General features: G+C 58.1%; 16 protein-coding genes. 5 read left to right on the top strand and 11 right to left on the bottom strand.

Translation table 11 applies throughout. The features are described 5' to 3' along the window. Window positions 1-1,164, top strand: coding sequence for a 3-hydroxy-D-aspartate aldolase BhcC (bhcC, locus tag NWQ23_RS15700; RefSeq protein WP_306167331.1), 1,164 nt, complete (start codon window positions 1-3; stop codon window positions 1,162-1,164). A 75-nt stretch (window positions 1,165-1,239) separates the two neighbouring features. Then, entirely contained in the window at window positions 1,240-2,205 is a 966-nt protein-coding gene (gene bhcD / locus NWQ23_RS15695; RefSeq protein ID WP_306167330.1) for an iminosuccinate reductase BhcD, read from the top strand. Between the two features lie 3 nt (window positions 2,206-2,208). On the opposite strand, the gene NWQ23_RS15690 is transcribed toward bhcD, so the two are convergent. The 5 genes from NWQ23_RS15690 to rpe all read right to left on the bottom strand — a co-directional run bounded on the left by NWQ23_RS15690 (window position 2,209) and on the right by rpe (window position 6,575). Next, entirely contained in the window at window positions 2,209-2,679 is a 471-nt protein-coding gene (locus NWQ23_RS15690) for an ureidoglycolate lyase (protein WP_306167329.1), read from the bottom strand. A 92-nt stretch (window positions 2,680-2,771) separates the two neighbouring features. Next, a complete protein-coding gene (locus NWQ23_RS15685) occupies window positions 2,772-3,698 on the bottom strand; it encodes an ATP-binding protein (protein ID WP_306167328.1) in 927 nt (308 codons plus the stop codon). After that, on the bottom strand, window positions 3,683-4,363 hold the full coding sequence (locus NWQ23_RS15680; RefSeq protein WP_306167327.1) for a response regulator transcription factor: 681 nt from the start codon (window positions 4,361-4,363) through the stop codon (window positions 3,683-3,685). The genes NWQ23_RS15685 and NWQ23_RS15680 overlap by 16 nt, the downstream gene beginning before the upstream one ends. Then, window positions 4,360-5,796: a DUF4173 domain-containing protein gene (locus NWQ23_RS15675; protein WP_306167326.1), complete on the bottom strand. Its 1,437-nt coding sequence runs from the start codon at window positions 5,794-5,796 to the stop codon at window positions 4,360-4,362. The genes NWQ23_RS15680 and NWQ23_RS15675 overlap by 4 nt, the downstream gene beginning before the upstream one ends. Window positions 5,797-5,891: 95 nt before the next feature. Continuing rightward, entirely contained in the window at window positions 5,892-6,575 is a 684-nt protein-coding gene (gene rpe, locus NWQ23_RS15670; RefSeq protein ID WP_306167325.1) for a ribulose-phosphate 3-epimerase, read from the bottom strand. Between the two features lie 212 nt (window positions 6,576-6,787). Between rpe and NWQ23_RS15665 the strand changes: the two genes are divergently transcribed. The 3 genes from NWQ23_RS15665 to NWQ23_RS15655 all read left to right on the top strand — a co-directional run bounded on the left by NWQ23_RS15665 (window position 6,788) and on the right by NWQ23_RS15655 (window position 11,014). Then, window positions 6,788-7,621: an AraC family transcriptional regulator gene (locus NWQ23_RS15665; RefSeq protein ID WP_306167324.1), complete on the top strand. Its 834-nt coding sequence runs from the start codon at window positions 6,788-6,790 to the stop codon at window positions 7,619-7,621. Window positions 7,622-7,768: 147 nt separating this feature from the next. Then, complete coding sequence (gene deoC / locus NWQ23_RS15660; protein WP_306167333.1) at window positions 7,769-8,692, top strand: deoxyribose-phosphate aldolase; 924 nt, start codon at window positions 7,769-7,771, stop codon at window positions 8,690-8,692. 3 nt (window positions 8,693-8,695) lie between these two features. Beyond that, a complete protein-coding gene (locus NWQ23_RS15655; RefSeq protein WP_306167323.1) occupies window positions 8,696-11,014 on the top strand; it encodes an aldehyde dehydrogenase family protein in 2,319 nt (772 codons plus the stop codon). 70 nt (window positions 11,015-11,084) lie between these two features. Here NWQ23_RS15655 and NWQ23_RS15650 read toward each other — a convergent pair whose 3' ends face one another. From NWQ23_RS15650 to NWQ23_RS15625, 6 genes are all read right to left on the bottom strand, one after another. Next, window positions 11,085-11,765: a DUF1523 family protein gene (locus tag NWQ23_RS15650; protein WP_306167322.1), complete on the bottom strand. Its 681-nt coding sequence runs from the start codon at window positions 11,763-11,765 to the stop codon at window positions 11,085-11,087. A 12-nt stretch (window positions 11,766-11,777) separates the two neighbouring features. Next, complete coding sequence (locus NWQ23_RS15645) at window positions 11,778-12,053, bottom strand: hypothetical protein (RefSeq protein WP_306167321.1); 276 nt, start codon at window positions 12,051-12,053, stop codon at window positions 11,778-11,780. After that, window positions 12,053-13,405 (bottom strand): DUF6638 family protein, encoded by a 1,353-nt coding sequence (locus NWQ23_RS15640; RefSeq protein ID WP_306167320.1) that lies wholly within the window; start codon window positions 13,403-13,405, stop codon window positions 12,053-12,055. Before NWQ23_RS15640 ends, NWQ23_RS15645 begins: the two co-directional genes overlap by 1 nt. Window position 13,406: 1 nt before the next feature. Beyond that, window positions 13,407-13,706 (bottom strand): hypothetical protein, encoded by a 300-nt coding sequence (locus tag NWQ23_RS15635; RefSeq protein WP_306167319.1) that lies wholly within the window; start codon window positions 13,704-13,706, stop codon window positions 13,407-13,409. A 72-nt stretch (window positions 13,707-13,778) separates the two neighbouring features. Next, on the bottom strand, window positions 13,779-15,719 hold the full coding sequence (locus NWQ23_RS15630) for an ATP-binding protein (RefSeq protein WP_306167318.1): 1,941 nt from the start codon (window positions 15,717-15,719) through the stop codon (window positions 13,779-13,781). A 67-nt stretch (window positions 15,720-15,786) separates the two neighbouring features. Further along, entirely contained in the window at window positions 15,787-16,911 is a 1,125-nt protein-coding gene (locus NWQ23_RS15625; RefSeq protein WP_306167317.1) for a hypothetical protein, read from the bottom strand. Between the last annotated feature and the right edge of the window lie 9 nt (window positions 16,912-16,920).

Here is a 16,920-nt window from a genome sequence, read left to right as displayed (position 1 = left end):
ATGAACGATATGAGCAACCTCAAAAACCTCGAAGTCGGTTACGACGTCCCCGCCCTGCCCGGCATGGACGAGGCTGATATCCAAACGCCTTGCCTTGTGCTCGATCTGGACGCGCTGGAACGCAACATCAAGAAAATGGGCGATTTCGCGAAATCCCACGGCATGCGTCACCGTGTACACGGCAAGATGCACAAGTCAGTCGATGTCGCCTTGCTACAGGAAAAGCTGGGCGGGTCTGTTGGCGTCTGCTGCCAGAAGGTATCAGAAGCCGAGGTTTTCGCCCGTGGTGGCATCAAGGACGTGCTGGTGTCCAACCAAGTGCGTGATCCGCAAAAGATCGACCGCCTTGCCCGCATCCCCAAACTGGGCGCGCGCGCCATCTGTTGTGTGGATGACATGGCCAATATCGCGGACCTCTCTGCCGCTGCGATGAAGCACGGCACACAGATCGAATGTCTGGTCGAAATCGACGTGGGTGCAGGCCGTTGCGGCGTGCAATACGGTCAGCCCGTCGTGGATTTGGCTAAAGCCATCGAAGCCGCCCCCGGCCTGAAATATGCTGGCATCCAAGCCTATCAGGGCGCAATGCAGCACCTTGACTCCTATGAAGAGCGTAAGGGCAAAACCCAGATCGCGATTGATCAAGTGGCCGAGACGCTTGCGCTTTTGAAAGCCGAAGGCATTGAAAGCGATATCGTTGGCGGTGGTGGCACAGGCTCTTACTACTTTGAGAGCGCCTCTGGTGTGTTCAACGAATTGCAGTGCGGGTCTTATGCCTTCATGGATGCCGATTATGGTCGTATCCTTGATAAGGACGGCAACCGGATCGACAAGGGCGAGTGGGAAAACGCGCTGTTCATCCTGACCTCTGTCATGAGCCACGCCAAGGCCGACAAAGCGATCGTTGATGCGGGCCTAAAAGCACAATCCGTCGATAGCGGTCTGCCCACGATCTATGGCCGCGATGATGTGACTTACGTGAAATGTTCAGACGAACACGGCGTGGTGGCCGACCCGACTGGCGCGCTCAAGGTCAATGACAAGCTCAAGCTGGTCCCCGGTCACTGCGACCCGACCTGCAACGTGCATGACTGGTACGTCGGTGTGCGCAACGGCAAGGTTGAAACGCTATGGCCTGTTTCGGCACGCGGGAAAGCCTACTAAGCGCAAGACGTTGAGCAGACCAAGAATAACAAAGGGTCGGTCTATGGACCGGCCCGTTTTGCAAGGAAGACCAAGATGATTATCGTTCCCGAAAAAGAGATTGCCGGCCTCATGACCCGCGCCGATGCCTTCACAGCGGTCGAGCAAGTGTTCGCGTCGATGTCGAATGGTGGTGCGTATAATTTCCCCGTGATCCGCGAGGCGATTGGCCATGAAGACGCGCTTTACGGCTTCAAGGGCGGGTTCGACAAAACCGGCATGGCGCTGGGTCTGAAAGCGGGGGGATACTGGCCCAATAACTTGGCAAAGCATGGGCTGATCAACCACCAGTCCACTGTTTTCCTGTTTGATCCGGATACCGGCAAGGTCAGTGCCATGGTCGGCGGCAATCTTCTGACAGCGCTGCGCACAGCGGCGGCGTCATCGGTGTCGATCAAGCATCTGGCGCGCAAGGACGCCAAGGTCATGGGCATGGTCGGTGCAGGTCATCAGGCCACATTCCAGTTGCGTGCAGCCCTTGAGCAGCGGAACTTTGAAAAGGTCATTGGCTGGAACTATCACCCCGAAATGCTGCCCAATATCGAGAAAGTTGCGAACGAGGCAGGCGTCCCCTTCGAGGCGGTCACACTCGAGCGGATGGTCGAAGCCGATGTTGTCATCTCGATTACCTCGACCTTTGCGCCCTCCATCATGGCGCATCACATCGCCCCCGGCACGCATATCGCCTGCATGGGCACCGACACCAAAGGCAAGCAAGAGGTCGAGACTGCCCTTCTGACTCAAGCCACCGTCTTTACGGACGAAGTGGCGCAATCCATCAGCATCGGCGAGGCACAGCATGCCATTGCGGCGGGGCTGATCAAGCAGGCGGATGTGCATGAACTGGGTGCTGTCATCAATGGCACGCATCCGGGACGGACATCTGACGATGAGATCACATTGTTCGATGGGACCGGCGTCGGCTTGCAAGACCTCGCAGTGGCCGCAAGTGTTGTCAAACTGGCCATTGAAAAAGGGATCGCGATCGAGGTTGATTTCTAGAGGTCAGCCGATCACCCGATAGGGCGTTTCAAAATAATGCTCTTCCAAGTTGGGCTCTGTGCCTACATTGTCGATCACCGCAAAAAGGCCGGGGCCTGACAGAGGTGTCAGCACCCCGTGCCACGTGCCGCGGTGAAAGTTGATCCCCATCCCGGGCGCTGTCAGAAAGGCCCGCGGTTGCAGATCGGCATCGGCGACAACCACTAGAAACGGATCCATGCTCATCGGGATAAAGGCCTGTGAACCCAGCGGGTGACGTTCGATCAGGTCAAGCTGATAGGGCAATTGCCGCAATTCAGAGCGGAACAGGCTGATGCCTAACGGACCCGCGCAATCGACACGGGCGCGATCATGGAACCGCCCGCAAAGCCCCGCGTTGATGATTTTGTCGGGATCTCCGCTGCAATCCAGCACATCGCCAAACGGCGCAAAGAGGTCTGCTGTCAAAGGTCGGACCACGATATCTTGGCTCATCTTTGGAATGCCCTTTCAAATTGCAGTACCGTTCCAAAAAGATAGGCCAGCACGCGCCCCCGCACCAGAAGCAAAGTGGCCGGTCGTTCAGCCTAGAACCGGATCTCGAAACAGGCACCCGGCTGGTCCAGCAAAGTGATTGATGCGCCATGTGCTGCCAGAATCCGCCGCACAATCGCCAACCCCATTCCCGTGCCCCCGCCATCGCGGTTTGTGGTAAAGAACGGGTCAAAGATCCGGTCACGATTGCCCGCCGAAACACCCGGCCCGTTGTCCGCCACGATCACACTGTCTTGCGCGCGCGTCAGCCTCATGGCCGTCGCCCCATGAGCAATTGCGTTATCGTAGAGATGCCCAAGGGCCAGTTGCATCACATCACCGCGCAACGGCACCTCGCCATCGGCAACGACGATCATGGCGGGCCAGTTTACGGCCAGATCCGACAATCGACAGGCACCCTCGCCCAAGGGTTCATGTGCTGCGGCAAAGGCGCGTTGATCAGCGAGCAGATCATCCATGCGCTGCGTCGCCGCGCCAATATTGGTCAGAAGTTGCGCGCGATCTGCTGCATCGAGCGTTTCATTTTCAAGCAATTCGGCCGCGCCGCGGATCGCGCTGAGCGGCGATTTCAGCTCATGGGTCACATGATCGGCGTAGGACCGCAAGACAGCTTCGCGCCCGCGCAGCGCCTCGGTCATATCCAGAATAGACCGTCCAAGCTCGGAAAACTCCGGTGTTCCGAAATGTTCGGGCGGATCAGTCGCCCCCTCGCTTCGGGCATACAGCGTCAGGGCACGAACGGGCCGCAAGACCAGACGCCAGAGCAAAGCCCCAAGGATGGCCGCCGCGACAAAGGCCATTACGCCGATCATCCAGGATGTCTCGGACCAACCCAGCACACCACCAGCAACACGGAAATAGCCTATCCCAAGCAAAGGCAGGGCAAAGACAGCAGCCAGCGTCCCGCCCAAGACCAGCGCGAGAGGCGGCCGCCATTTGCGAATTACGCGCCGCGACATGCGCCCATCCTGATGCCGATTCCATGGACTGTTTCGATGGCATCGGCACATCCTGCCTTGGCAAGCTTTGCGCGCAGGTTCCGCAAATGGCTATCCATGGTCCGGTCGCTCACATTCACGTTGGTTCCATAGATCGCATCGACCAACTGGGGGCGTGGCATGACATGATCGGGACGCGCAATCAGACGTTCCATCAAATCCATCTCGCGGGCGGTCAGCGTGACGGCGATCTCGTTGACATGGCACAGGTGACGACCGGGATCGACGCTGACGATACCGCGCCGCATCACGCCTTGCGGAGCGGTATCGCCCTGACTGCGCTTGAGGATAGCACGCACGCGCGCTACGATTTCGCGAGGGGAAAATGGTTTGGAGACATAATCATCTGCACCTAACTCCAAGCCAACAACACGGTCGATCTCATCTGCGCGGGCCGTCAGGAACAGGATCGGTACTTCGGTTGTCTTGCGCAGAGCGCGGCAAACCTCCAGCCCGTCCATTTCCGGCATACCAATGTCGAGAATGATAAGGGACGGGCGCAGGCTCTGCGCGGACTCCAGCGCTGCACGCCCATCTTTGGCCTCTGCGACACCAAATCCCGCTTGGGCCAGGGCAATCCGCAAGACATCGCGAATTTGCGCGTCATCATCTGCAACCAAGATCATTGCTGCTCCTCCAATGCCGCTAAACTAAGGTGCAGCCGCGCATTGCGGTAGCCCCATTCACGCCAGTCCCCGCGCGCCGACAGATAGGGCTGCCTGCTGTGGCACACAACACGCCCTGTCCGCAACTCATAGGCACGGATTGCAGGCACTGCCCCTTCGCCCAGTTCACAGATATAGACATCTCCGGGTCGCGGATCGGCCAGATTATGCCGCGCGATCAGCCCGTCAATGTTCACAAGATTGCACAGATAAATGCTCATGATCGCCAGCCCAAAAGCGCGCTCGAGAAACCAGCGGATCGTATGCCGTCCAGCCATCTGCATGATGATCAGCACCAAACCGAGCGCGACAACGGTCATCCACACAAAGGCCGAGAACCGCAGCCGTGTCAGACCATAGACATCCACATAAAGGTCAAGCCGCAGCACTGATGAAATCACAAGTGCCACCGTCTGTCCCACCCAGACATAAAGCAAAAGCCTGACGTCAAAGCGGCGTCCAAGATAGGGTTGCGACATCAAGGCAAACACACCTGCCAGTATCGCTGTAGCAAGCAAAGGATAGGCCCCGCGATGGGCGTAAGTGGCATAGCTCATCCCGTCGGGCAGCGCGACACCGCCCCAGAGGTAGCCTGCGTCCAATACCGTCTGCACCGCAAAAATCAGGTTAAAGACAATCAATGCGCGGCGCACAGAGCGCATATTAACAAATCCGGACCGGAGTGCCGCGCCTCGCGCCGGTTTAGATTGGGCCAACTGCGGCATCATCTGTTTCAGCCGCAAGAGCGGCCAGATCGACCATGCGATGAGGCACCAGAAATAGACCCGATCAGGATCCGGAGTGAAATCATAGGGAAATGCCGCCAACCCCGCGATCCATTGATCCAGAACTGGGTTCGCCGCAGCGAAAAGAAGGATAAACAGCCCACCCAAACCCAAGGATAACGCCCAGTCCAGCACAGCCCCCCGCAACCCACCGCTACGAGGAGAAGGCACGCGCACGGCCAAAATGTCCTGCACGTTGCGCGCAATGCCATAGACCGGCAGCCGCAGGATGCTCTGCAAGAGCACGCCGCTCTCAAGCCGGTTTCTGGCCACGATCACCCCAAAGGCGAAAAGACCCAGTAGTGCGATCAAGACCGTGCCCGGCTGGACCACCTCGATCAAAGGAGCAATGGCAAGGATCAGGATACAACTGGCGATCAGCAAAGGGCGGCGTGAAATTGAGCCATAGACCGTCAGCGCCACCGCTGCCCCCGCCAAAATCATCCAAACGGCAATACCCAGCCCCGGCCTGAAACCCCAAATCAAAAGGTCTGCTGCAAGCAGCACCAAGATCAGGACGATACTGGGCCGGATACCCTTTGGGGGATCAGCGTCGTCCAACCACCAGCCGTCTTTTGCAATCCGATGCGGCACACCTCGCACAACCATATCCTGTTCCTTTCTGGCTTTGTCAGAAGAAACTAGGGTCTGGCCTGTGCACTCGCGTCTGCGCGTTTGTGCAGTGTTTGTGCAAAAAGGTGCGGCTAGCCCGCAGCAGCCGCACGGATCGCACGGATATTTTCACCATAGGTGGCGGGATCAGAGACCGATCCACCGCGGAACACCGCAGACCCTGCGACAAGAACATCCGCACCCGCCGCGACGACCAAGGGTGCGGTCGTGGGATCAACGCCGCCGTCAATCTCGATATGGATCGGACGGTCACCGATCATGGCGCGCAATTGGCGGACCTTTTCGACCTGGCTATGGATGAACTTCTGCCCCCCGAAACCCGGGTTGACCGTCATCACGCAAACCAGATCGACCATATCGAGCAGCATCTCGACCGATGAGGCTGGCGTTCCGGGGTTCAAAGCCACGCCCGCCTTGGCCCCCGCCCCACGAATCGCCTGCAAGGTACGGTGAATATGCGGGCCTGCCTCGACATGGGCGGTGATGATATCGGCACCGGCCTTGGCGAAACCTTCGATATAGGGATCGACCGGAGCGATCATCAAATGCACGTCCATGACGCCCTTGATATGGGGGCGAATAGCGGCGCAGGTGGCAGGGCCAAAGGTGATATTGGGGACGAAATGCCCGTCCATCACATCCACATGCACCCAATCAGCGCCCTGCGCTTCGATGGCCTTGCACTCGGCGCCAAAATTCGCGAAGTCGGCCGAGAGGATGGATGGCGCGATCTTGATGGTACGGTCAAAGCTCATGTCAGGCCTCTTTGGGTTGGATTGATCTGGCCATACCCCGATGCAAACAGAATGTCACGCATTGCACCGCGATTCGTTATGCCCCGACAACCACAGGAAAGGCCTCAAAGGATCCGCCCCAGATGAGGCTTAAAAACAAGGCCTTTCAGCGCAATATTTGCAGTGCAGAAAAATATGCTGCGACGCAGCAATGACTGTGCTATTTTGATGTCATGACCGTCACCCTGCATCACAAAGACATCCTGCAATCAGGCGCACAGATCCATCTGACGCGCGCCACTTTGATGCCGACACGGCCCCGAAGCCTGCACGACCATGACTTCTTTGAACTTTTCTGGGTGCAGAACGGAAAAGTGCGTCACCATCTGCCGGACAGCGCGGAAACCCTGAGCGAAGGTGATGTTGTCTTTCTGCGGCCCGGCCAAGCACATGCACTGCAAGGGCGCGGCGAACATGCGCTGGTCGTGTCGCTGTGTATCCATCCAACCACGATCAAGGCGCTGGCAAAACGGCACCCTACGGTCGACGGGCATCTGTTCTGGTCAAAGGAGGGGCCTGTCAGGATCCAACGCGATATCCGACAGTTGGCCGCACTGAATCACGCAGCCGTTCTTTTGGAACGCAGCCTGTGCGATACGCTCGCAGCCGAGGCTTTCTTGCTTCCGCTCTGTGCTGACCTGACCGCCGAAGCCATGCCCAATGACCTTCCCCTGTGGCTGACGCAGGCTTGCAAAGCGGCCAAAGACCCTGACGTTTTCCGCGATGGCTCTGCCGGATTGGTCGCGCTGACGGGCAAAGCCCATCCGCATGTCAGCCGGATGATGCGCAAGTATCTTGGCCAGACCCCGTCCGATTACATCAACAGCATCCGCATGACCCATGCCGCCCGCGCCTTGACCACAGACAGCGCGCCGATCAGCGAAATCGCGACGGACTGCGGCATTCCGAATATGTCGCATTTCCACAAACTTTTCCGTGCCGCATATGATCTCACACCGCTGCAATATCGACAGAAGTTCCAGCGACAGGTCGTGCAACCGACATAGTATTTGACCAAAAGGTCAAAACTTGCCAAGAACGCAGCAAAGTGCCACCTTTGCCCGGCACCGCAGGAGGCCGCCTTGCAGACAACGCAATCCCCCACATTGACCGCATCGCAGCTGCCGCAGCTGCATGAGCCCCGCAACGACGGTATGCCGCTCGATCTTGATTGGGTGATGGCGGTGCAGGCCAATACCTCTGCGATTGAACGGCGCGCCGCAACGCTCCCCGGACGGCGCAGCGTCAAGAAAGATTATCAGGCCGCATGGCTGTGCAAAGCGATCAGCCTGATGGATCTGACAACGCTGTCAGGCGATGACAGCGAGGGACGCGTGCGGCGTCTTTGCGCCAAAGCCCGCCAGCCCGTCGCGCAACCGATCCTTGAGGCGCTCGGCATGGACGGCCTGACAACAGGGGCGGTCTGCGTCTACCACGATATGGTCGCCACAGCCGTTGATGCGTTGCAAGGCTCTGGCATCCCCGTCGCTGCTGTCTCGACCGGTTTTCCAGCGGGCCTTTCCCCTTTCCACCTGCGCATCGCCGAAATCGGTGAAAGCGTCGCGGCAGGGGCTGCGGAAATCGACATTGTCATCAGCCGCCGCCATGTGCTGACCGGCAACTGGCAGGCGCTCTACGATGAGATGCGCGAAATGCGCGCCGCCTGCGGTGATGCCCATGTCAAAGCGATCCTTGCAACAGGCGAACTTGGGACCCTGCGCAACGTCGCCCGTGCCAGCCTTGTTTGCATGATGGCCGGGGCCGATTTCATCAAGACCTCGACCGGGAAAGAACCCGTCAACGCCACCCTGCCCGTCACCCTGACCATGATCCGCGCGATCCGCGACTATCAGGACCGGACCGGCATCAAGGTCGGGTACAAACCCGCAGGCGGCATCAGCAAAGCCAAAGACGCGCTGGTCTACCTGTCAATGATCAAGGACGAGCTTGGCGACCGCTGGCTGCAACCCGACCTTTTCCGTTTTGGTGCGTCGTCGCTTTTGGGCGACATCGAACGGCAACTCGAACATCACGTCACCGGGGCCTATTCGGCCCAGTGGCGGCACGCGATTGGATAAGCCATGACCATCAAGGAAATCTTCGACACCATGGATTACGGTCCCGCCCCCGAAAGCAGCGCCGAGGCTTTACAATGGCTGGCCGACCATGGCGGCATCGCAGGCCATTATATCAACGGCAAATGGGGTGCGATGCGCGACGATTTCGCATCCAACGACCCCGCGACAGGCAAGAAACTGGCAGGAGTCACCAAAGGCACCGCCGCAGAGGTAGACGCCGCCGTCGCCGCCGCCCGCAAGGCGCAACCTGCTTGGGCCAAGTCGGGACACAAACGCGCGCGCGTGCTCTATGCCATCGCGCGGCTAATGCAGAAACACGCGCGACTGCTGGCTGTGATGGAAACGCTCGACAACGGCAAACCGATCCGCGAGAGCCGCGACATCGACGTACCGCTGGCGATCCGGCATTTCTATCACCACGCAGGCTTTGCCCAGCTGATGAAAGAGGAACTGCCTCACCGCGAGGCCTTGGGCGTCTGTGGGCAGATCATCCCGTGGAATTTCCCGCTTCTCATGCTGGCATGGAAGATCGCACCTGCGCTGGCGATGGGCAACACTGTGGTCCTGAAGCCCGCCGAATACACGCCGCTGACCGCGATGATATTTGCCGACATCTGCACCCAAGCCGGAGTGCCCCCCGGTGTCGTGAATATCGTGACAGGCGACGGCGAAACAGGCGCGGCCTTGGTCAACGCAGCTGTCGACAAAATCGCCTTCACCGGCTCCACCGAGGTGGGCCGCAAAATCCGCGAGGCCACGGCGGGATCTGGCAAGGCGCTCTCGCTCGAACTGGGCGGAAAATCCCCTTACATCGTTTTCGAGGACGCGGATATGGATTCCGCCGTCGAAGGGCTTGTCGATGCAATCTGGTTCAATCAGGGTCAGGTCTGCTGCGCAGGCTCGCGGCTTCTGGTGCAGGAAGGCATTGCCGAAAGGTTCTACACCAAGCTCAAATCCCGGATGGATGGGCTGCGCATCGGCGACCCACTGGACAAGTGCATCGACATCGGCGCCATCGTCGATCCGGTCCAGCTGGCGCAAATCACCCAAATGGTCAGCGCCAATACCGAAGGTGAAACCTATCAGGTCATAGCACCCGACGGGTGCTTTTATCCGCCCACGCTCATCACCGGCCTCTCGCCGGCGTCGACCTTGATGCAAGAGGAAATCTTTGGTCCGGTTCTGGCGGCAACCACCTTCCGCACACCGGCTGAAGCTGTCGAGATTGCCAATAACACACGCTACGGGCTGGCCGCCTCTGTCTGGTCAGAAAATATCAATCTCGCGCTCGATATTGCGCCGAAACTCGCCGCAGGAATCGTCTGGATCAACGGCACGAATATGATGGACGCCGCTGCCGGTTTCGGCGGAGTGCGCGAAAGCGGGTTCGGGCGCGAAGGCGGCTGGGAAGGGCTGTCAGGCTATACCAAACCCAAAGGCACGGCCAAGCCGCTCAAGAAAATTGAAGCCTTCACGACCGAAGACGGCCACCCTGCCGATCCACTGGACCGGACCGCAAAACTCTATATCGGCGGCAAACAGGCGCGGCCTGATGGGGGCTATTCCAAACCCGTCTACAGCCCCAAAGGGAAACTGCTGGGGCACGCATCAATTGCCAACCGAAAGGATATCCGCAACGCGGTCGAGGCCTGCAACGCGGCCAAAGGCTGGTCCAAGACTACGGGGCACCTGCGGGCGCAAATCCTCTATTACATCGCCGAAAACCTGTCAGCCCGCGCGGATGAATTCACCAGCCGGATCAACACTATGACGGGCGGGCGTACTGGTGCAGATGAGGTTGAAACCAGCATCCGCACGCTGTTTACCTATGCGGCTTGGGCGGACAAGTACGACGGTCAGGTACATGGCGTGCCAATCAGAGGCGTGGCCTTGGCGATGAAAGAGCCGGTGGGCAACATCGGCATCCTTTGCGATGACGCGGCCCCGCTTGCAGGGCTCGTCGGTGCGATGGCGCCCGCCATCGCCATGGGCAACCGGGTGATCCTTGCGGCCAGCGAACCCTTCCCGCTCGCCGCATCTGACTTCTACCAGATCCTCGAAACCTCGGATGTGCCTGCGGGCGTTGTCAACATCCTGACGGGCAGCCATGCAGAACTGGCACCCACGCTGGCCAAACATCTGGATATCGACGCGGTCTGGTCCTTCTCCAGCAGCGAACTCTCGGCAACGATCGAAAAGGCCAGCGCAGGCAACCTCAAACGCACCTGGGTGAACAACGGCAAAGCGTCCACACCTGCGACCAGCGACTACCTCGCCGCCAGCACAGAGGTCAAAAACATCTGGATCCCCTACGGCGAATGATTTCTAGCTTCTTTTGAGCACAAATATCCTGGGGGAGGCCGCAGGCCGGGGGCAAAGCCCCCAGCCTAAGCTATCCTTTGGACCGCCACGTCCCCAACCAGCGGGACAGCCTGCCCTTACGCTCGGCAACACCGGCCTGCACTTCGTCAAACTGTTCACCCGCTGCATCCAGCAGCGGATCGACCGAGCGTTCGCGGAACTGCATCCACATTGCGCGGATGAACAGGATCGCCGCGATCAGGAAGACAAAGAAAAAGATGTTGAACCATGGGATAATGGTGACATTCGAACCCTCAACCGGGCGGATCGCGATAGCATTCGGAAAAGCTGAAAAATATTCGTTCCGCCAACCGTAATGCGTTATCACCGCCCACGTCGGTTCCGCAGCCGTCGACGCCAGATCAGCCGCTTCTGTCTGCAGGTTTGCTGTATCAAATTTGAAATAGAACGGCCACGACCATCCGGTGTCTTCGTTGCGGTAGACCATCACTTCGGTCCCTTCGCGCGGAATGAAGCCAAGCAGCATGGTGCGCTGCTTTACCGTCTGAATGAATTGCACATCACGATTGATCAGCGTTGCCGACTGGTCATCAGGGCGGGCCCAGAATATCCGTGTCCAGTCATTCAGGTCCTGCCGTTCCTGATAGGTATTCACAACCCGCACGACGTCATGCTGCGGCAAAGTATAGTGCAGCAGCAGGCCGAGGACCAAGAATACGGTCACACGAAAAGCGATTTTGATCCGGCGCATGGTGTCCGTCCTCTATTTGGCGTTAATCATATAGACAATTGCCGCAATCACCACAGTCGGGACCACATAAACCAGTCCAATCAACTTGGGCCGGAGCGAGGTGTTATATGCCCGCATGCCCTCTGCAACAAAAGCATCGCGCGCACCCGGTGCGCCGCCATCAGGGTTTTCAGCGTCAAATCTGTCTTCCAGACGTTCTTTGCGAACCGACCGCGAATAAATCGAAATCGACAGATAGATGATGCTCAGCCCGATAAAACCAAACACGACCAGTTTGATAAAGCCCATCAGCGCCTCCTTGGTTTCACAGCACCCCACGGTCCCACGCGGGCGATCAAATCAGGTTCCGGCACATCGGGCAATGCTGTCATCGGGGCCTCGTGTCCGAACAATGCAGCCCGCGTCCCTGCCTTATCGACTTGGTATTCGCGGTCAAGAAAATCAACGACATAGGCCTGTTTTTCTGCGGGCCAACTGGCGTAGGCGCGGTAGAATACCTCCTTATGGCAGATAAACAACTGGCGGATATCAAGCGGCGTCAACTCGGCCAGCAGCATATTCACAAGGTCCGCATCCGCGTGGGGTTTGGCGCGTAGAGTATAGAAATAGGCAGGATGTTCTGACGTGATGGTGGGCCAAGCCCCGTCGTCTTCGGCCCAGCGCACCAAGGCCGCAAGCCCTTTCCATGCATCCGGCAGAAACTCTGCATACTGTCGCCCCAACCGGCGCAGATCACGCCTTGTGGCCCCTGTCAGGTCTTCCTTCATCGAGGCCGCGACCGAAGCTACGATGAAATCCATCTTTTGATGCAGGATTGCTGCCGCATCAACGCCGCGCGCCTCGATAATCGGCTCGACCAGATCATTCAGATTAAGGAACTTCGCAATGGCCGAGCGGTCATTGAGGTCGAAAATATGTGGAATCGGCAAAGCGCCAATCGCCGCCTTGTCACCCGACACGATGACCGCCGGATGTGGGACCCCGCGAAACAGGTAGATCCCGCCAAAATGATCGGTCCAGAAATTGTCCTGTGCAAAACTCATCTGGTGCAGCTTGACCGGATTGCGCAGGACATCGCCGGTCTTCTTTGCCATCCCGATCATCTCGGCAATCAGGACATCGTCAAACCAGCCGTCCGGTTCGGTCTTGAAACGGTCGATCATGGCGCCCAGCTTTGCTGCCGCGGCCACGGTACCGCTTGTCGTATCCGCTTCCACTGTGATCTTGCGGATGTCAAAAAGCTTCGCAGGGGTGCTGACCTCATAGACCGAATTGACCAGTTCGCCGGCAACTGCATCGCGCGTGGTCAGGGCAAACAACTCGGCGCGGTTTTCTTCGATAAACTGCTTGAGGATGCCGCGCGACGTAGAAAACTTGGCGTTCAACAACGGTGCGCGCGCTTGCTCTGTGGTCAAGAGGATAAACTGGCGATTGACCCCCTTATGGTTAAGGTAAAGATCATCATCGAATGCGTCGCCCACTTCCGGTGAATATCCCGAAATATCAATATGGAACACATCCAGATCGGTTTCTTTGCCTGTAAGATGCTTGAGCGCACGATTGTACCGCTCAACCAACACGGCCGAGTCCACCCGGATCAGGTTGCCGAACATCAGGCCCTTTTCGATCAACAGGTTCATGTCACCATGTCTCCTTCACCCATTTGCGCGGCAAACCTGCCACCGAAAGAAGCATGATCGGCGCCCAGATGATGGCTGCCATCACTCCGAGCCTTCCGAAGAAAAGCACATTCGCAGCCAGCCCTGGCTCCATGATGGTGGCGAAATCCACGCCCTGCCAGAGATAAAGGCAAAAGAAGAATAGTGATGAGATCACAAAAAGCAGAAGTGTCGCCAGAAATGCATTCAACAACAGCGGCGTCACGCCTTCCGGCAGCACCCGCGCCAGCAAGCGCGGCACGGCGAAAGCAAGGATCGCCAAGACAAGAGCAGGCAGAAACAATCCGTCTGACATCAGGCCACCCATTGTCCTATTGCGCTCCGCCGGATGGCATCAGTTCTTGCCCTCCAGATACCGTTTCTTGGCGATCTCCTGACGGCCAAAGTCACGCACCATGGTCTCGATCGCAACTTCGTCGGACTTATCCGCATAGCGGAATTCGCTGTCGGCGTAGCGGTTGATCTCTTGGATCAGCATCTCGACAGTGATCGGTTGGCGTAGTTCCGTGATCATCCCCTTCTTGGTCTCGTAATCCTTGAACAGAAACAGATCAGGTTCTTCCATCCACTCGTCGGGTAGTTCAAAATCCATCGCACGGACTTTGACCGCGTCCGTAATGTTCTTGATCGCGCGGCCGGTAAACCGTTCATCCGCCTCTTGGATGGCCTTCAGATATGTACCAAGCTTCGCAATCGTATCCAGATCGCCAACCTGCGCCTGAATCCGTTCAAAAACGCGCTGCAAGCCTTCTTCATGTGGGCGGGCATGGCTTTCAAATGATGCCGCGACCGCTTTTTTGATTTCTTGCGCACTGAACACCTCATGTGCGCCAACCGGAATATCGTGATTCTTGCCCATCAGCAGATAGAGGATGTCGATATAGTCTTCGCGCGTCTGCGGCCCATCCACCAAGAAACGCGCGCCCGCACGCTGACGGAGGGCATCATCCACATTCTCGGGGTAGTTGGAGAACATCCCGAAGGTACAATTCCCGCGCACAACCGTATTGGCGCCGGCAAAGCTTTCCATCAGTACGGCCGTAATCTCTAGCTGCCCCGCAGAGGATTGCCTGTCGCCCCGCTTGCCCGCCAGTTGGTCGATGTCATCAATCGTGCCAAATCCGATCACACCGGGGTCCAGCACGTTGTTGATAAAGGCCTTGGCGTTCTGGCCCGACTTGCCCTGATAGCTGTCGATGTTGTCGGTCGACAGGTTCTGATAGCGAAACGGATAGCCTGCATTCTGGCAATATTCGTTCACAAGGCCCGCCATCATCTGGATCAGGGTGGTCTTGCCCGTGCCGGGCTTACCATCGCCCATGAAGGTAAAGATAAACCCGCCGAGTTCCGCAAAGGGGTTCAGCTTGCGATCGAAATCGTAGGCCATCAGCATCTTTGACAGCTTCATCGCCTGATACTTGGCGATATGGTTGCCGACGACTTCATTGGGCTTCTTGAAGGTCATCGTCAGGGTCGACCCCTTGGCCTTGCGCGCGGGGGTAAAGCCCTGGACGACAAAATCGTCTGCTTCGACGCGCCATGACGATTGATTGAACGAAGCAAGCCGGCCTGCGGTCGATGCCCGGATCGACACCTTTTCCATCAACTTCTCGCTATAGCCCAACATTGTAGCGATCAGTGTGGGTTCATCTTTGGCGAACTGGCCCAGCTTCTGGTCCAGCTCCCAGATCGCGCCATGCAGCGCCAGTGGGGCATTGTCGGTCAATACCTCATCAACGTTGCCCACATCGACGCTTTGCTCGCTCGCTTGCGTGGCCAGCAGAAACGACGTGGCATTGGCGAATGTGTAAAGCGCCACAAGAGACTCCGCCGCCAGAAACTCGGAGAACTCGACAGAGCGATCTTGCGGCAGTCGCCCTTCCAGATTGATCCGCTTGAGTTCTGTCAACACAGTCTGATCCGAAAACGCATCCGCCACGGTCAACGCAATCGACAAAGCGCGGCGCAGCGCATGGGACACTGCCGCCTGCGCCGGTGAGGTCAGCGGATCATCATCATCGGTTTCGGCGATCCGGTCCAGCAAGCGCACACCACCCGATGGGGAGGTCGTGCGCGTCAAAAGCCCCGGTGTGGTGGAACGGAAACGCCTGCGGGTCGCGGCCACTTCAGGGGATTTCTCGGGCGCCTCAAGCGACAATCGCGCCTGCGCCAAGCGAGGACTATGATCCAGATGCATCAGCATCTCGGCGGCAGGGATATAGTGCTTGCGAATATCCGCTTCGCGTAGCTCCATCTGATCACTCGATTGGCTCATGCCCTCTCCTTATCATTTTGCCCGAAATACTCCCGCCGGAGGCGAACAAATTTTGTAAAATTTGTTCTCACCGATAGCTCAACACGCGCCCATTTTCACTGACCACAAACTTTCGGACCTCGCGAAAACCGGCAGGGTTGCGCTCGGCCAGTGCCTGATAGGGACGTTCCGGCATGATCAGCGACCGCTCCATGCGGCTGGCCCCACTCTCGGCGCCGCCACCCTCAAAGGGATCAAGTGCAAAAATCTGCCGCTCGACCGACCCGAACCACCCTGCTTTTACTTTCTCGACGCGGTCTGACACCAGTTCTTCCTCGGTCCAGACCAGCGCCCAATCCTCGCCCGCAGGCGCATTTGCGTCCTGCAGCACATCGCGCAGCGGTCCGGACTGCATGGTGAAGGCATTGCTATACATCGGGCCGATGTGAAAACGGCGCAGTCGGGTGGGATGCAGATTGTCGAAGTCCTCATCAAACCCCTTTGCGATTGTCAGCAACTTCAAATGCACCAGCGACTGGGCCATCAGATGGGCCTGCGCTTCCGGCCAGCGCGCTTGGTCCTTGGGCAAACCGGTGCGGCCTGTGTCCTCAAGTTCCATCAAGTAGATCGTGGGCAGGTTCACCTGACTGTCATAGACCGCCCAATGGACAAGAAACTTGCGACGGTCCCCTTCATTGCCACGCCAGACGCATTGCGGATCATTGCGCGCCCAGAACTGGTCACCGCGTGCCAGTTCCTCGTAATAGAGCCGCTGCGACAGGGCATATTGTAGTTTCGTCGGAATCTGCTGATCGCTCAGGATCACCCGGATCATCTGGTCCTTGAGGGATTCGGCACCGGGCTGGGACGCGAGATGGCGTTCAGCTTGCAGCGCATCGTTCGCCATTTCCAGCAACTCTTGATAGACCGGAAAGCCGCTTTCGTGGCGGTCAAAGGTAAGCTTGCCCGCGTGCTCGAACCGACCGGCGAAATGATACTTGTGCGCCAGCGCCGTGAAGGTCCAGTTCAGCGCCAATAGATAACGCGCAAGAACCTCGATTTCAGTGCGGTCAAAGCGGCCTTCGGCCTCCATCGTGGCGGCCACTTTGGTCAGGTAGCCGGTGATCTTGCTGAACTTACTAAAATACCTGCGCGTGACGCGGGTATCTTCCAGCTTCATATGGTCGGCCTGGAGGTTATTCGTTCGGGTCATGTCACCGTA

Origin of the sequence: Yoonia sp. (assembly GCF_030731595.1) — a bacterium.
Taxonomy (GTDB): Bacteria; Pseudomonadota; Alphaproteobacteria; order Rhodobacterales; family Rhodobacteraceae; genus Yoonia.
Note: the sequence above shows the minus strand (reverse complement) of the source record. Positions and strands in the feature narration are given on the sequence as shown.

Bases quoted from the DNA above. Each gene is read 5' to 3' on its own strand.
- bhcC (WP_306167331.1), top strand. From the start codon at position 1: ATGAACGATATGAGCAACCTCAAAAACCTCGAAGTCGGTTACGACGTC.
- bhcD (WP_306167330.1), top strand. From the start codon at position 1,240: ATGATTATCGTTCCCGAAAAAGAGATTGCCGGCCTCATGACCCGCGCC.
- NWQ23_RS15690 (WP_306167329.1), bottom strand. From the start codon at position 2,679: ATGAGCCAAGATATCGTGGTCCGACCTTTGACAGCAGACCTCTTTGCG.
- NWQ23_RS15685 (WP_306167328.1), bottom strand. From the start codon at position 3,698: ATGTCGCGGCGCGTAATTCGCAAATGGCGGCCGCCTCTCGCGCTGGTC.
- NWQ23_RS15680 (WP_306167327.1), bottom strand. From the start codon at position 4,363: ATGATCTTGGTTGCAGATGATGACGCGCAAATTCGCGATGTCTTGCGG.
- NWQ23_RS15675 (WP_306167326.1), bottom strand. From the start codon at position 5,796: ATGGTTGTGCGAGGTGTGCCGCATCGGATTGCAAAAGACGGCTGGTGG.
- rpe (WP_306167325.1), bottom strand. From the start codon at position 6,575: ATGAGCTTTGACCGTACCATCAAGATCGCGCCATCCATCCTCTCGGCC.
- NWQ23_RS15665 (WP_306167324.1), top strand. From the start codon at position 6,788: ATGACCGTCACCCTGCATCACAAAGACATCCTGCAATCAGGCGCACAG.
- deoC (WP_306167333.1), top strand. From the start codon at position 7,769: ATGCCGCTCGATCTTGATTGGGTGATGGCGGTGCAGGCCAATACCTCT.
- NWQ23_RS15655 (WP_306167323.1), top strand. From the start codon at position 8,696: ATGACCATCAAGGAAATCTTCGACACCATGGATTACGGTCCCGCCCCC.
- NWQ23_RS15650 (WP_306167322.1), bottom strand. From the start codon at position 11,765: ATGCGCCGGATCAAAATCGCTTTTCGTGTGACCGTATTCTTGGTCCTC.
- NWQ23_RS15645 (WP_306167321.1), bottom strand. From the start codon at position 12,053: ATGGGCTTTATCAAACTGGTCGTGTTTGGTTTTATCGGGCTGAGCATC.
- NWQ23_RS15640 (WP_306167320.1), bottom strand. From the start codon at position 13,405: ATGAACCTGTTGATCGAAAAGGGCCTGATGTTCGGCAACCTGATCCGG.
- NWQ23_RS15630 (WP_306167318.1), bottom strand. From the start codon at position 15,719: ATGAGCCAATCGAGTGATCAGATGGAGCTACGCGAAGCGGATATTCGC.
- NWQ23_RS15625 (WP_306167317.1), bottom strand. From the start codon at position 16,911: ATGACCCGAACGAATAACCTCCAGGCCGACCATATGAAGCTGGAAGAT.